Origin of the sequence: Acinetobacter sp. A22, assembly GCF_030913345.1 — a bacterium.
GTDB classification, from domain to species: Bacteria; Pseudomonadota; Gammaproteobacteria; order Pseudomonadales; family Moraxellaceae; genus Acinetobacter; species Acinetobacter junii.
On record NZ_CP133162.1, the window covers coordinates 2,674,498 to 2,689,436 of the forward strand.

Consider the following 14,939-nt stretch of genomic DNA (forward strand, 5'->3'; position numbering starts at 1 on the left):
GGTATAGGGATATACCATCAGTCCAACAAAGGATTTTTGTTACCTTGCGGAGTAAACTCCTCACCCATGAAAAGTAAGGAAACGCCTATATCCAAACAGGTCAATGATTCAGCCTATATGAGGCTGTCAAACTTTCCAAATAGAGATATCTCCGATCTATTTTGAATAGTAATTAACTCAGTTTATTCACCAATTTTAACGGCAAAATCTTCATTGCTATGCCCATTGGCAACCATGGCCACTGCGGTACATAAGCCTTTACTGATTCCTTCTCAATGGCTTTCACCAACGCCTTGCAACCTGTCTTTTCATCCACTTCAAACGGTAGTTTTTTCGCACCCTCATTCATTTCAGTACGAATATAGCCAGGGAAAATGGTTGAAACTTTAATTGGCGTATCCAACAACTCTGCACGAATACCTTCCGCTAAATGTGCCACTGCTGCTTTACTCGCAGCATAGGTCGACAAATGCTTCGGTAAACCGCGCATTGCACTCATTGAGGAGATCACCACCAAATGACCCTTATTTTGCGCTCTGAAGATTTCAACTGCTGCTTCGCACTGTGCCAATGCTGAAATAAAGTTGGTTTCCGCTGTGGCACGATTTACTTCAAAATGCCCTTTACCAATACGACGACCATCACCTACACCTGCATTGACAATAATCCGATCAATTGTCCCAAATTCCTGCTGAAAAGCTTTAAAAACCGTAAAAACATCATCGTAATGAGTCACATCAAGACTTTTGATTTTGACCTGAATTGCAAATTGGCTTTGCAATTCTTGTTGTAAGGATTCCAAACGATCTAAACGGCGTGCGCACAATGCCAAATTGTATCCTTTGGCTGCAAATTCACGTGCCATCCCAGCGCCTAAACCTGAACTTGCACCTGTAATTAAAATCGTCTTTGTCATTTCCTTCACCTATTCTTATTTATATCCATGTTAAGAGTTCAGCATCACGCGCTTTCAAATAATGATGCTCATTGAAACTGAGTAATTGCAAACGACCATCTGTCCAACGCAATGTGGTGATACTGGCATTGGCAATCGACCAATTCAGCGCAAAAATCTGTTTAGCATTCAAACCTAGAACCTTGCCAACCGCCACAGAAATCACACCACCTGAACTAAACACTACAGCCTGACGTGGTTGCGTGGCATCAATGTGCTGACATAAACCATGCAAAGCACCTTCTACACGTGTTTGAAAGCCTAACCATGTCTCATGATATTCATGGTCATAGTGCTCTCCTGTCCAGCGTTCAATCGCGCCATCAAAGATTTTGGCAAGATAAGCACGTGGATTGGCAATTAACTCAACATCCTGCTTCAATAACTCTGGTTGATTAAAACGTTCATCATATTTGGCAAATACTTGTTGATGATCAAACTCATTCCAAGCCGACTCTGTTTGAATTGGCGCATCATCAAAACCTTGAGCCAAGGCTAATTGTGCTGTTTGCTGATGCCGCTGCATTGACCCTGCAAGCACCAAAGGATGTTCTTTCAAGGTATGTTTAAAAAAATCACCCACCACCTGCGCCTGTTGTTCACCTTTGGCTGAAAGCTGATCATAACTCGCAGCACCAAATGATGCCTGCCCATGTCGTACCAAATAGATCGTGGTCATCGTTTTAAAATATCCTGTAATTTCGCCCCATATTCAGGAATTAACTGCTGTGCTTCAGCATTGTTTTGTGCAATTAATTTAAGTGCCCGAATATGTAAGGCATGGATCATGATCCAGAAATCCTTAAAGGCTGGATTATCGGTTTGCTGATGGTAATAACGATAATAAATCTGTTGAGCAATCACCGCCAAACGGAACAAACCAAATACTTCATAAAATGCCCAATTGGCAGGTTGCAAACCAGTTTTTTCCAAGTAGTAGTCTACCACCTGTTGACGTGTCAGCATGCCTAGTAGATTGGTCGGTTGACGACGACTAGACTTCATCAAAGCATCGTCATCTTCTTGAATCCAGTAGGCGAGAGCACTGCCTAAATCCATCAGCGGATCACCAATAGTCGCCATTTCCCAGTCCAGTACTCCGATCACTGTAGTTGGTTGTTGTGGATCTAAAATGACATTATCAAAACGCCAATCATTATGAATGACACAAGTTTTAGAATCCGCTGGAATATGTTGCTGTAGCCATTCCCGCACAAAGCTAAAATCAGGTACATTTGGCGTAAGCGCTTTACTATAACGTGCATCCCAACCTTCAACTTGACGGCGGCAATAGCCTTCGCCTTTGCCCAGTTTTTCCAGTTCTGTACCTTGATATGGCACTTGATGCAATTCAATTAATTTATCCAAAACATTCAGACACAACTGTTGAACTTGTGACTGATTCAATTGTAATTCTTTGGGTAAATTAGCTCGCGGAATGATGCCTTCAATCCGCTTCATGACATAGAAATCACAACCTATTACGTTCTCTTCCTGACACAATGCAACCATTTCAGGTAAGACAGGGTAGAACGGCGCAAGATGCTTCTGCACATTGTATTCACGCGCCATATCATGCGCTGATTTGGCTTTAGTACCTTTCGGTGGACGTCGTAGGATTAAATCTTGATTGTCGTATTGCAAACGATAGGTCCAATTCGAAGCACCCCCTGAGTATTGAGTGACTTGTGCTTGACCTTGCAGTTGAACACCTTGATCCTTTAACCACTTTTCAACAGCGGAAATATCCAATTCTTCACCGTGACGAACCTGACCGCCGATATCAATCATTGTCATTTTTTTATCCTTATTAACGACCATAGCCACGTTTTTTCAATTCTAATTTAGCAATCATGCCCTTATGCACTTCATCAGGTCCATCAGCTAAACGCAAACTGCGTGCTTGATTGAAAAATGCTGTCAGCGGAGTATCGCGTGATACACCTTCACCACCGTGAATTTGGATCGCCATATCAACGACGTTTTGCAATACAGTCGGTGCAACGACTTTGATTGCAGAAATTTCGGTGAGTGCTGCCATATTGCCTAAGGTATCCATCTTATAAGCAGCATACAGCGTTAATAAGCGAGCTTGATCGATCTGCACACGGGCTTCCGCGACACGTTCTAAATTGCCGCCAAGTTTAAGAATTTCTTTACCAAATGCCTTGCGTGACATGCCACGATCAATCATGAGTTCTAACGCTTTTTCCGCTGCACCAATACAACGCATACAATGGTGAATACGACCAGGCCCTAAGCGTCCTTGAGCAATTTCAAATCCTTGACCTGCACCACCAATAAAATTGCTCACTGGCACACGCACATTGTCAAAACTGACCTGTCCATGTCCATGCGGTGCATCGTAATCACCAAATACAGGCAACATCCGTTCAATCGTTACGCCTTGCGTTTCAATCGGCACAAGTACCATCGAATGTTGATGGTGACGGTCTTTGCTTGGGTCAGGGGTGTAGGCCATAAAAATAATCACTTTGGCATTCGGATCACCCAAACCAGACGACCACCATTTACGCCCATTCAGAACAATTTCATCGCCATCAATCACTGCCGTGGCTTGCATATTGGTGGCATCACTGGAAGCAACGGCGGGTTCCGTCATACAGAACACTGAACGGATTTCACCAGCAAGCAGGGGTTGTAGCCATTGTCGTTTTTGCTCATCGCTACCATAACGCCATAGCAGCTCCATATTGCCACTATCAGGCGCATTACAGTTGAATACTGTCGGAGCCAGTAAACTACGCCCCGTCAATTCAGCAATATGTGCATATTCCTGTACCGATAAACCTGCACCCAGTTCACTATCAGGCAAGAACATATTCCATAAGCCTGCTGCTTTGGCTTTCGCTTTGAGTTGTTCAAGTTGTGCCGGCCATTGCCATTTGGTCCAGTCACCATCGACATTTAAACGATGTGTTTCATCCCAAAATGCTTTTTCTATTGGTTCTATTTCTTGTTGGATAAACGCCTGTGTGCGAGCAATAAAATCCTGTGCACGTTCAGATAATGCAAACATCATCATTTCCCTCAAGGTAAATATGTGGCGAAACTGAATTCGCTGCTTTACATCACCTTAAGCGAAAACTTATTATGAATGAAATGATTTTATTTTATGCAAAACTATGAATCAGATTCATAATACAAATCCATTGGAAGTGGGTAACTTCCTTCGTATTGATATCAATCTGTATCCACTTTTTATTGCGATTTTTGAGCAAAAAAGCATTTCTAAGGCCGCTCAACTTCTTTGTATTAGTCAATCTGCGGTCAGTCATGCTTTACAACGTTTGCGTCTGCAACTTAAAGATGAATTATTTGTGCGTAGTGGACAAAAAATGCTTCCCACACCTTTTGCCGAACAAATTTATCAACCGATTCAAACGGCGTTATCAACGATTCAAAATATTGCGATTCCACAACACGACTTTGATCCTAGCATGCTACAAAGCTTGAAAATCGCAATTCATGATGAAATTGAACCGATTATTTTTCCTCAATTAGTGCATCATTTTAGTCAACTCAATCTCGATATTCAGTTTTTGAGTTCCAAACTTGATCGAAAAAATATGCTGGCTGATCTTTCAGCACAACAAATTGATTTTGTGATTGATCTAGTACAACCCTATCAAGAAAATTTACAGTTTGAAAACTTGATTGAAGATCATTTTGTGGCGTGTACACTTCAAACAGAGATGGATTTATCGCTCTATTTATCCTCACCACATATCGGTGTGTCCTCTCGGCGAACAGGATTATTGCTTGAAGATATTTATCTCAATCGACAGCAACTTTCTCGACAAATTTTTATGCGCTGTCAGCACTATTCCACTGCCTTACAAGTCTTGGCTCAGTATCCCAAGGCGATTCTCACCATTCCTCACAGTATTTTAAAACATCTGCATTATGCGCAAGATTTAAAAATACATCAGTTACCCATCGAGCTGCCTAAAATTAAAATGGGGATGTATTGGCACGAACACGTCAGAAAGAATCCTCGCCATCAGTTTCTTCGAAATGAAATTTTGAAAATTTTTTGAGCCTACCAAGTTAGCGTATTAAAACGCCAAACTTGGTGGTAGTTCAAATGGAAAGGAAGCTTAATGCGTTGTGATGCTTTGCTCATCATCACAATTCATCAAAAAGCTTTAGACAACATAAGACGAAGGATGTAGACAATCGCCATCGCAAACACAATGTGTCCAATCTGATTAAAGATAAATGGCATACACAATAGAATAAAAACCGTGATTGGATAAATCTAACGTCTCCATCCCTTTAAATAAAACGCTTCATAAAATAGCCATACGCAGGTGCTATAAACAACTAAACTTGCGGCAATAATCAAACCCATCATTTGAGCTGAAATTTCGGCATGTTTCGTTGAAACATCGACCGCAGCGGCTAATGCAGCCCCTAACACAGCAATACTAATAAAAATGAGAAAGTGCCCATAACCCCATAAAAATGGTTGTACACCACGGCGTTGATGGTGGTGATGACTGCGATCAAAATAAACCCACCACATCGCAAACATCATCAATAGCCCACCTACAATCAGAAAAATCTCTTCGAGATTCAATACCTGATTCGAAAATGCATCTTGAGTGGCAGCAAAACATCCAATAATCGACTCACCTAATACGATAATCGTCAACAAACCATAACACTCCACAATATGATGTGGGTGCCAAGGTGTGATCGCATGTTTTTCGGCATAGAATGGTACTGCTAATTCACATATTACCAAGACTAGAAAGAGCAACTGACTAAGATGAATCGAACTAAAATTAGTAATCAACCAACCTAATTGAACTAATACAATGCCGATGGCATATCGATAGGCGGTTACTTTTCGCAAAGGATCATGTTTAGCGACACGAATCCACTGGGTCACCAAAGCCAAACGCATAATCACATAACCGATAATGATCATGTCAAAATTATGCTGCTGAAATACCGCAGGAATACCTGCCGCCATGACTAAAGAACCAGCCATTTGCACAAAGGTCAAACAACGATACAGCGTATCGTCATTGTCATAGGCTGAAGCAAACCAAGAAAAGTTCATCCATGCCCACCAAAGTGCAAAAAAACACCATAAAGTAGGTCGGTAAAGCATGCCACAAATGACCTTCGACCATAGCGTGATGCAGTTGTTGACCTGCAGTTGCAATCGCAACAACAAAAACCAAATCAAATAACAACTCCAAAGGGGTAGCGGCACGATGTGATTCTTGGGGATCTCGTGGGGCAAATGCCTTTAATGTTGTGTGGTGAAGTTTTTCAGCACTCATATGTTTTTTCTCTACGCTGTATTTTGTTCATCATTGCAAAGAAAATCCTTCAGAATGAAAGGGCAACAACGAGCATGATAAAATATTGTTGAAAATTTATTCATTCAAAAATTGCACAAACACACAAATTATGTAATCCTATATACATATTTGGATGTTACCGTCCATACAGAATTAGTTTGACAAGGGGAGTAGCCTCCTCCAAGCCCAAGTGCATATCATGCCTTCGGTGTCAGAGTTTCGTCATTACACTTTGCAAAAAGTCGGACTCTGAGCATCACAGTACATTGTGATGTAGGCAAGACCTTGATCATGTTGAAACAGATGTTTTTTATTCATCTGGCAACTGGTCAAGGTTTTTTTATGCCCATTTGCCAGATAGGGAGTTGTGATGGACACTATCGGTAATATATGGCTATATGCCATCTTCTTTGGCATCGTCATCGTGATGCTACTGATCGATTTTTTGGGCTTTAAACAAAAGCAAAATCAGGATGTTCCAATTAAGCAAGCGGCTTATTGGAGTATTGCTTGGGTTTCAGTTGCGGTAATGTTTGGTGGTGGTTTGTGGTTCTATTTACAACAAACTGTTGGGGTAGGTATAGCCAACCAAAAAACCATGGAATACTTTGCAGGTTATTTGTTAGAAAAATCTTTAGCGATTGACAACGTTTTTGTTTGGTTAATGATTTTCTCTGCATTTGCGATTCCTTCTGCGCTGCAACGTAAAATCTTACTCTACGGCGTATTAGGTGCCATCGTATTAAGAACCATCTTTATTTTTATCGGTGCATGGTTCGTTCAAGAGTTTTCATGGGTTCTTTACATTTTCGGTGCGTTCTTGGTCTATACCGGTTTCAAATTCCTAAAAGGACAAGACGAAGAAACCAATATCGAAGATATCAAAACCTTAAAATGGTTACGCAAACATATGCGTATCACGCCACAGCTTGAGGGTGAAAAATTCTTTGTTCGCCGTGATGGTTTGTTGTGGGCAACACCATTATTTTTAGTTCTGATTTTGGTTGAAGGTTCCGACGTTATCTTTGCGGTCGACTCAATTCCAGCGATTTTTGCGGTAACAAGTGATCCATTTATCGTATTGACTGCAAACCTAATGGCGATTTTAGGCTTACGCGCAATGTTCTTCTTGTTGGCTGGTGCGGCAACGAAATTGCATTACTTACCATACGGTTTAGGGATTATCTTACTGTTTATTGGTGCAAAAATGCTGATGCTCGACGTGTTCCACATGCCGATTTGGATTTCATTAGGCTTCATCGTCCTCGTCTTAAGCATTACAGCTTACCTTTCTCTGCGTCATAACAAAAAACAGCTACAATCCTAAGCGAATCACTCAAGACATCTGAGCTTCAGATGTCTTGAGATTTAAAAACCTAAAATTAGACTGTACATTAAAAAAACAGATCAATATGATATGTCGGCTTTACGCTTTTATCTTTCTGATTAGAAACATAATAAACAAAGTTGCTTCGCTATGAAGGCGCTTACAACTAAATTAAATGAGTGGCAGATTATGCGTTCTAAAAAAATCAATCTCGTTGTCGTCCCGCTATTATTAACTGCATGTAGCCATAATGATGGTCCATTGGTTCAAGATGTTTACAACAACCAATATGACTGCGCAGCTGACTGGAATACTGACACTTGTGAAGAAGAGAATAACAACGTGAGTAGTGGTTATTATGCAGGTAGTTATGGATCAAACCGTTATCTAGGGCCACAATACTACCAAAATAATCGTGAGGTCTCGTTTAGAGGTCATACTTTACGACCTAGAAGCAATCTTAGTGTGGGACAACCCACTGTTTCAACTACGCTGAAAAGTTCTTCATTATCTTCTCCAATCCGTGGCGGATTTGGACGTGGTGGCATGTCTTTCGGTGGTTAAATTAGAACAACAATATGAAAAGAAAATTATTTTCCCCACGTACCGATTGGCAGCTTGAACACCAAAAGATTGGTTTCGATTATTTTAATCTACCTTCATTGGACGGTTCTATTTATTGGTCGGAAGGTGTCGCCTACGAGTTCACGCTAAAACAAATCGAACAGTTGGAAGATGCAGCAAACGAACTTCATCAAATGTGTTTAGCTGTAGTAGGGGATTTAATTCAACGTGGTGATTATCCCAATTATTTCCAGATTCCACAGGCTGCTATTCCACATATTGAGCATTCATGGCGACGAAATAGTCCGATGCTCTATGGACGTTTTGATTTCGCCTATGATGGATTGCAGATCAAAATGCTGGAATACAATGCTGATACACCCACGGGTTTATTGGAAGCCTCTGTAGCGCAATGGCTATGGATCGAACAAGTCTCAGGCATTCCAAATCGAGATCAATTCAACAGCATTCACGAAGACCTGATTAAGCGTTGGAAAACTATTTTACCTCGCGGGAGCCATCTCCACTTTGCAGCTTGTCAGGAAGCAGGGCGAGAAGATTGGGGCAATTTAGAATACTTAATGGATACTGCCTTTCAAGCTCATTTACAGGTCTCTGAACTGTCGATGGAAAATATTGGTTGGAATGGTCAGAGTTTTGTAGATCTAAACAATCGACCGATTCAAAATCTATTTAAGTTATATCCGTGGGAATGGATTTGGGAAGAATCATTTGCCCAGTATCTTCAGCTAGAAACGAACTGGATCGAACCGTGTTGGAAAATGTTGCTCTCCAATAAAGCGATTTTAGTTGAGCTATGGAAGCGGTATCCAAATCACCCACTGTTGGTTGAAACCTATGCCTATGACCCTGAACAACACTTCAGTGGAAAATGGGTAAAAAAACCAATCTTGGCGAGAGAAGGGGCAAATATCCGTGTCTTGCAAGATGGTCAGGATCAGGGCGCTGCTTCAGGTAGTTTTTATTTTGATGACTATGACAAATATGGTTATGTGATTCAGAAGTGGGTCGACACGCCGTTATTTTCTGGTCAGTTACCGACACTGGGGTTATGGATGGTCGGACATCAATGTGCAGGCATGTCGATTCGTGAAGACTGTTATGACATTATTGGCAATGATGCACATTTCGCAGCGCATTATTTTATAGAGTAAATCTAGATAACAATCATCAATCGGTCAGGATTTAATGAGATACATCCTGACCGTATCAAGTTTAAATCGTATGTGCTGCCACACGTTTCATATAAGATACTAGACGTGTAAAAAATAAAATTTGCAGAAAAATTGTAAAGGCTGACACACACCATTCATACCATATTGCAAATGCAGTCTGAGCCAATCCAAAATATTGATAGATCAGCAAGAGAACAACTCCAAAAACCACACCAGCAACCGTGGTTTGAATCAAAATAGGAAAGGAGAGGGCGGTGATCCGATTCAAAAAATTGATTCCCTCATCAGCACCATTGGCTTGATAAGTTCGTTGAATACCAATCAGCATAATCAATAAAGTTAAAATGGCTTCTAGGCTAATCACACGTACATCATAATAAGGTGAATACATCCCATAGTAATACACCACACTCACGACCAAAGCCGCAGCTAAATAATAATTTTTATAATGCTGTTTGCTCAAAGTATCTTCGGCAAGTTCATGTGCAAGTGCTTTGGTATTCCAAAAATACATGCTTATTTTTCCAAAAAGTATAATTATTGCTGACAATTTACTCATTTGAGCTTAAAAGTAAAGTGAATTGATTCAGATGATTAGTTCACTTCAATCCATTTTACTGCGTCAAAATATGAGAACAATCCAGTAAAATGATCAAAATCAGGTACAATCAACCGAAAAAAGTAAAATTGTAGGTTGTTATGACTTTGGCTACTCCCATCACGGTTGTTCGTGGTCGCTTCTTAGATATTCAAAACACAGTTTCACACGCGTCAGAGATCGCAGAGCAGGTTCGTTATATTGAGGATGGTGTTCTGATCACTGAACAGGGCAAAATTCGCTGGTTTGGCCCTTGGGATGCTGCTCAAGATCATCTTCCTACAGATGTTGAGATTCAACATTACCCAGAACAACTGATCATTCCTGGAATGATTGATACGCACATTCACTTCCCACAGACTGAAATGGTGGGTGCTTATGGTGAACAATTATTAAGTTGGTTAAATACCTATACATTTCCAACAGAAATCCAGTTTAAAGACAAAGCCTATGCACAAGAAATTGCCAAATTTTTTGTTAATGAACTACTCAAAAATGGTACGACCACAGCTTTAGTTTTTTGTACCGTACATCCAGAGTCTGTTGATGCCTTATTTGAAGCCGCAGAACAGCACCAAATGCGTTTAATCGCAGGCAAAGTAATGATGGATCGTCATGCACCTGAAGCGCTATGTGATAGCGCAGAAAGCGCTTATGTTGATTCTAAAGCGTTAATACAGAAGTGGCATGGTCAAGGTCGCGCACTTTATGCGATTACCCCACGTTTTGTACCAACCTCGACACCAGAACAACTTGAACGAGCAGGGCAACTTAAAGCAGAGTTCCCTGATGTGTATGTGCACACGCATTTAAGTGAAAATAAAGATGAAATTGCATGGGTGAAAGATTTATTTCCTCATCAAAATGGTTATCTTGATGTTTATCACCACTATGGTTTAACAGGTCAGCGCTCCGTTTTCGCACACTGTGTATATATAGAGGATACTGAGTGGAAATGTATGCATGATACAAACTCAGCAATTGCTTTTTGCCCAACATCAAACTTGTTCTTAGGCAGTGGCTTATTTCCCTTAAAGAAAACATGGGATCAGCAAGTCAAAGTTGGACTCGGTACAGATATTGGTGCAGGAACTTCGTTTAGCCTATTGCAAACAGTCAATGAAGCCTACAAGGTACAACAACTACAAGGTGATAAATTATCCGCATATGAATCATTGTACCATGCCACTCTAGGTGGTGCAAAAGCTCTGGATTTAGATGATAAGCTGGGTAACTTTACTGTAGGTAAAGAAGCGGATTTTGTAGTACTTGATCTTAAAGCAACGGCATTACAACAATTGCGTCAATCACGTGCTAAATCCATCGAAGACAGTTTGTTTGCCCTATTTACCATGGGCGATGACCGCAATATTGAGGCGACTTATATTTATGGACAAAAAGCCTATCAGCAAAACCAAAGCATTTAATTCAAAAAGCTTAGGACTTCTCTTATTGACGATCGGATGTGCTGTCTTACTTCGACGAGACAGTCATTCCTCTCAAAATGATACATTTTCATCAGCATCAAAAGATGCATGAAAATTCATTTTGTTTTAAAATTCTCGTATTAACTCAAGATTTCGAGGTGTTGCAGGTCAACACCTTTTTTATTTTCCCATTTTTAAAGTTTTAGGAATCTATCGATGACTGTTGCAATGCGCGTAATGATTTCCAGTGAAGAGATCCAAGCCAAAGTGAAACAACTTGGTGACAAAATCAACGCACACTATGCTCAAAGTGATAAAGAACTGGTATTGATTGGCTTATTGCGTGGTTCAGTCATTTTCATGGCAGATTTATGCCGTGCAATTGAAAAGCCACATGAACTCGACTTTATGACGGTTTCAAGTTATGGCGGTGGTACGGTTTCCACGCGTGATGTCAAAATATTAAAAGATCTCGATGGTGAGATTAACGGCAAAGATGTCCTGGTTGTTGAAGATATTATTGACTCTGGGAATACCTTGAGCAAAGTTGTTGAAATGCTCAAAACACGTAATCCAAATTCAATCGAACTATGCACTCTGGTGAGCAAACCATCACGCCGTGAAATTGATTTAGAAGTGAAATTCTTAGGCTTTGAAGTCGAAGATCGTTTTATTGTCGGCTACGGCCTAGATTACGATCAGAAGTACCGTCATCTCCCATTCATTGGAGAAATTGGTCTTTAATTGGCATAGGTTCTTAGCATTTTTTGATAACGATGCTGTCATAACTAAAAGCAGATTAAATATTGATAAGGTACGCTTGCGTACCTTTTTTTATACTTGAGCTTTCATCAAACACTGTTCAATTTTGCACAAAAATACGACATAAGTGGGCAATTGACTACAGACATTTCAAGGTGAAATCTAGCAGGATAAGACAAAATACTAATGTTAAAACAAGGAGAAAATACAATGTGGTCTCTTATTGTAGCAATCGTCGTTGGTTTCTTTGCGGGTTTGATTGCTCGCGCTTTGCATCCAGGAAATGATAAAGCAGGCTTTATAGTGACGACCGCGCTTGGTATCGCAGGTTCTTTACTCGCGACTTATGGTGGTCGACTATTGGGGCTTTATGGCGAAAATTCAGCAGCAGGATTTATTGCTTCTGTGATAGGGGCAGTGATTATTCTGTTTATTTATAATTTAATTATGAAAAAAACCTAATCAGTCTGATAGCTCCCAAATCATTAGCTTGAATTGGGAGCATCTGATGTTATAAACCTAGTTCTTTCCAAATCATTTGAATATCAGCGGCACTTCGCCCACCCACCATTTTTAAACCATTTGAAAAGATTAAGGTTGGCGTACCATTCACATCCAATTTACGTCCTAAGCTCAGGTTTCTCTCAATTGGGTTTTCGCATGTTTTTGCTTTCGGCTGAACATTTTTTTGTAACAAGTTTTTCCACGCTACACTTTGATTTTGCTCACACCAGACCTGCTTAGATACAGTGAGTGATTGTGCTTTTAATGGATAAATAAATGTATAGATAGTCACATCATTAAGTTTATCAAGTTCTGCTTCTAGCTGTTTGCAGTACGGGCAATTCGGATCTGAGAAAATAGCCAACTGACGTTTACCACTACCTTTTACCGTTTTAATTGCATCCTGAAGAGGAAGTTGTTTCCAATCAATAGAGTTTTGTTTGAGCACTAAATCCTTGGTCAGATTTTTCTGATCTTGCAGGCGAATCATAGATCCTATGAACATATGTTGTGCATTTTCATCCAAGTAAATAATTTGATTATCAAGATTGGCACTATACAAGCCTGACATTTCTGTTTTTTGGATATTTGTGATCTCCATATTTGGATACTGTTTGCTTAAATTGCTTTTCAATGTCTCAACATTCGCCATTGCTAGAGTAGACACTCCTCCCAACACAGCCAGCATTCCAATTTTTTTTAGCATAGTGCAACTCGAATAAAAGGTTTTCCGTATTGTACGCATATCATATTTCGGGTGTAGCAGAGCTTACCGAGATACAACCAAACTTGAACTAAATACAGCAATGTTTCACGTGGAACATCATAGCGCTAAATTCGATTTGAAATGGATCACACTTTTACAAACACGCGAAGTAAAAAAGCGACAAAAATTATCACAGAACATTGATATAAAAACAAAAAATATATTAAAAGTAGAACGTTTGGTCGCTTTTTGAAATAATCTGATGATTCAAAAAACCGTGTTGTCCTTCATTTAAAAGAAACAAGGAGATGTTTTCTTTTGATGAACCATTTTCCAACAAACAACATTCATAAGTCTCGTTTTTACTTTAGGTTGACCCATGTATACCACTGAATTATTAGAAGAAGCCAAAACCTTTATGTTTCATATGCTCACTAAAGTAGTTGAGTATGGGGGATCTGATTTATTTATTACCGCAGATTTCCCACCTAGCATTAAGTTACAGGGTTTGATGCGCCCTTTAGGACAACAAGCGCTTACGGCAGAAAAAACCAAGTTGTTTGCTTATAGTTTAATGAATGACAAACAACGTCTAGACTTCGAAAATGATTGGGAATGTAACTTTGCCATTAATGTCCCGAATGTTTCAAGGTTTCGGGTCAATGTATTCAAACAACAATTACAAATAGGCATGGTGATTCGAACCATTACGTCTGAAATTCCAACCTTTCAAAAACTAAAACTCCCAGAATCACTAAAAAATGTGATTATGGAAAAACGAGGTTTGGTACTGGTGGTTGGCGGAACAGGATCAGGAAAATCAACCTCTTTAGCAGCCATGATTGATCATCGAAATGAGAACTCTGCTGGACATATCATTACCGTTGAAGATCCTGTTGAATACGTCCATAAACACAAAAAATCCATGATCACGCACCGTGAGGTTGGAGTTGATTGTCATACATGGCATCACGCGTTGAAAAATACGCTACGCCAAGCACCAGATGTGATTTTAATTGGTGAAATACGTGATACTGAAACGATGGAACATGCGATTGCTTTTGCTGAAACAGGGCATCTATGTTTGGGAACACTGCACGCCAACAATGCCAATCAGGCACTGGATCGTATTATTAACTTTTTCCCAGAGGAACGTCGCAATCAACTGTTGATGGATCTCTCATCCAATATGAAAGCGATTATTTCTCAACGTCTCGTGCGAACTCAAGATGGTCAAGGTCGTCGAGCTGCCATTGAAATCCTCCTCAATACGCCATTAATCGCAGACAATATTTTGAAAGGGCAATTCCATGTGCTCAAAGAGATCATGACCAAATCTCGCGAGTTAGGTATGCAGACCTTTGATCAGGCTTTGTTTGATCTATATAACGAAGGTGCAATTAGTTACGATGAAGCATTGCGTAACGCCGACTCTGTCAATGAGTTACGCTTGCAAATTAAATTAAAAAGTTCACGCCAAGATGGGATGCCGGTTTCAACCACTTCACTGAACATGGTCAAAGAAGAGGAAGTTGAGGAGCAAGAAGAAGCTTAATAGCTT

The 14,939-nt window shown here is 40.1% G+C and carries 14 protein-coding genes and 1 pseudogene; 8 read left to right on the plus strand and 7 right to left on the minus strand.

Going from position 1 to position 14,939, the window contains the following annotated elements; genetic code table 11:
- Positions 1-172: 172 nt before the first annotated feature.
- The 4 genes from Q9Q86_RS13035 to Q9Q86_RS13050 are packed head-to-tail and all read right to left on the minus strand — an operon-like array spanning position 173 to position 3,995.
- Positions 173-916, minus strand: a complete 744-nt coding sequence (locus Q9Q86_RS13035; protein WP_004914490.1) for an SDR family oxidoreductase — start codon at positions 914-916, stop codon at positions 173-175.
- Between the two features lie 19 nt (positions 917-935).
- Positions 936-1,634 (minus strand): histidine phosphatase family protein, encoded by a 699-nt coding sequence (locus Q9Q86_RS13040; RefSeq protein ID WP_005403983.1) that lies wholly within the window; start codon positions 1,632-1,634, stop codon positions 936-938.
- A complete protein-coding gene (locus Q9Q86_RS13045; RefSeq protein ID WP_112986346.1) occupies positions 1,631-2,752 on the minus strand; it encodes a phosphotransferase family protein in 1,122 nt (373 codons plus the stop codon). The genes Q9Q86_RS13040 and Q9Q86_RS13045 overlap by 4 nt, the downstream gene beginning before the upstream one ends.
- A gap of 13 nt (positions 2,753-2,765) precedes the next feature.
- Positions 2,766-3,995, minus strand: a complete 1,230-nt coding sequence (locus tag Q9Q86_RS13050) for an acyl-CoA dehydrogenase family protein (RefSeq protein WP_171293868.1) — start codon at positions 3,993-3,995, stop codon at positions 2,766-2,768.
- 106 nt (positions 3,996-4,101) lie between these two features.
- On the opposite strand from Q9Q86_RS13050, the gene Q9Q86_RS13055 reads away from it, so the two are divergent.
- On the plus strand, positions 4,102-5,016 hold the full coding sequence (locus Q9Q86_RS13055) for a LysR family transcriptional regulator (RefSeq protein WP_112986344.1): 915 nt from the start codon (positions 4,102-4,104) through the stop codon (positions 5,014-5,016).
- Between the two features lie 60 nt (positions 5,017-5,076).
- Here Q9Q86_RS13055 and Q9Q86_RS13060 read toward each other — a convergent pair.
- A pseudogene (locus Q9Q86_RS13060) lies at positions 5,077-6,273 on the minus strand (low temperature requirement protein A).
- 391 nt (positions 6,274-6,664) lie between these two features.
- On the opposite strand from Q9Q86_RS13060, the gene Q9Q86_RS13065 reads away from it, so the two are divergent.
- The 3 genes from Q9Q86_RS13065 to Q9Q86_RS13075 all read left to right on the plus strand — a co-directional run bounded on the left by Q9Q86_RS13065 (position 6,665) and on the right by Q9Q86_RS13075 (position 9,360).
- Positions 6,665-7,621, plus strand: a complete 957-nt coding sequence (locus Q9Q86_RS13065; protein ID WP_004914511.1) for a TerC family protein — start codon at positions 6,665-6,667, stop codon at positions 7,619-7,621.
- 189 nt (positions 7,622-7,810) lie between these two features.
- Entirely contained in the window at positions 7,811-8,185 is a 375-nt protein-coding gene (locus Q9Q86_RS13070) for a hypothetical protein (RefSeq protein WP_112986343.1), read from the plus strand.
- Positions 8,186-8,199: 14 nt separating this feature from the next.
- Positions 8,200-9,360 (plus strand): glutathionylspermidine synthase family protein, encoded by a 1,161-nt coding sequence (locus tag Q9Q86_RS13075; RefSeq protein ID WP_112986342.1) that lies wholly within the window; start codon positions 8,200-8,202, stop codon positions 9,358-9,360.
- Positions 9,361-9,421: 61 nt separating this feature from the next.
- Here Q9Q86_RS13075 and Q9Q86_RS13080 read toward each other — a convergent pair whose 3' ends face one another.
- On the minus strand, positions 9,422-9,895 hold the full coding sequence (locus tag Q9Q86_RS13080; protein WP_004914520.1) for a hypothetical protein: 474 nt from the start codon (positions 9,893-9,895) through the stop codon (positions 9,422-9,424).
- A gap of 185 nt (positions 9,896-10,080) precedes the next feature.
- Between Q9Q86_RS13080 and guaD the strand changes: the two genes are divergently transcribed.
- The 3 genes from guaD to Q9Q86_RS13095 all read left to right on the plus strand — a co-directional run bounded on the left by guaD (position 10,081) and on the right by Q9Q86_RS13095 (position 12,630).
- Positions 10,081-11,406: a guanine deaminase gene (gene guaD / locus Q9Q86_RS13085; protein WP_112986341.1), complete on the plus strand. Its 1,326-nt coding sequence runs from the start codon at positions 10,081-10,083 to the stop codon at positions 11,404-11,406.
- 216 nt (positions 11,407-11,622) lie between these two features.
- Positions 11,623-12,150 carry a hypoxanthine phosphoribosyltransferase gene (gene hpt / locus Q9Q86_RS13090; RefSeq protein ID WP_004914531.1) on the plus strand — a complete coding sequence of 176 codons (528 nt, stop codon included), beginning with the start codon at positions 11,623-11,625 and terminating at the stop codon, positions 12,148-12,150.
- A 228-nt stretch (positions 12,151-12,378) separates the two neighbouring features.
- Complete coding sequence (locus Q9Q86_RS13095) at positions 12,379-12,630, plus strand: GlsB/YeaQ/YmgE family stress response membrane protein (protein ID WP_004949988.1); 252 nt, start codon at positions 12,379-12,381, stop codon at positions 12,628-12,630.
- Positions 12,631-12,679: 49 nt separating this feature from the next.
- On the opposite strand, the gene Q9Q86_RS13100 is transcribed toward Q9Q86_RS13095, so the two are convergent.
- Positions 12,680-13,378, minus strand: coding sequence for a DsbC family protein (locus tag Q9Q86_RS13100; RefSeq protein ID WP_112986340.1), 699 nt, complete (start codon positions 13,376-13,378; stop codon positions 12,680-12,682).
- A gap of 379 nt (positions 13,379-13,757) precedes the next feature.
- On the opposite strand from Q9Q86_RS13100, the gene Q9Q86_RS13105 reads away from it, so the two are divergent.
- Positions 13,758-14,933 carry a PilT/PilU family type 4a pilus ATPase gene (locus Q9Q86_RS13105; protein ID WP_004914541.1) on the plus strand — a complete coding sequence of 392 codons (1,176 nt, stop codon included), beginning with the start codon at positions 13,758-13,760 and terminating at the stop codon, positions 14,931-14,933.
- The last annotated feature ends 6 nt before the right edge of the window (positions 14,934-14,939 follow it).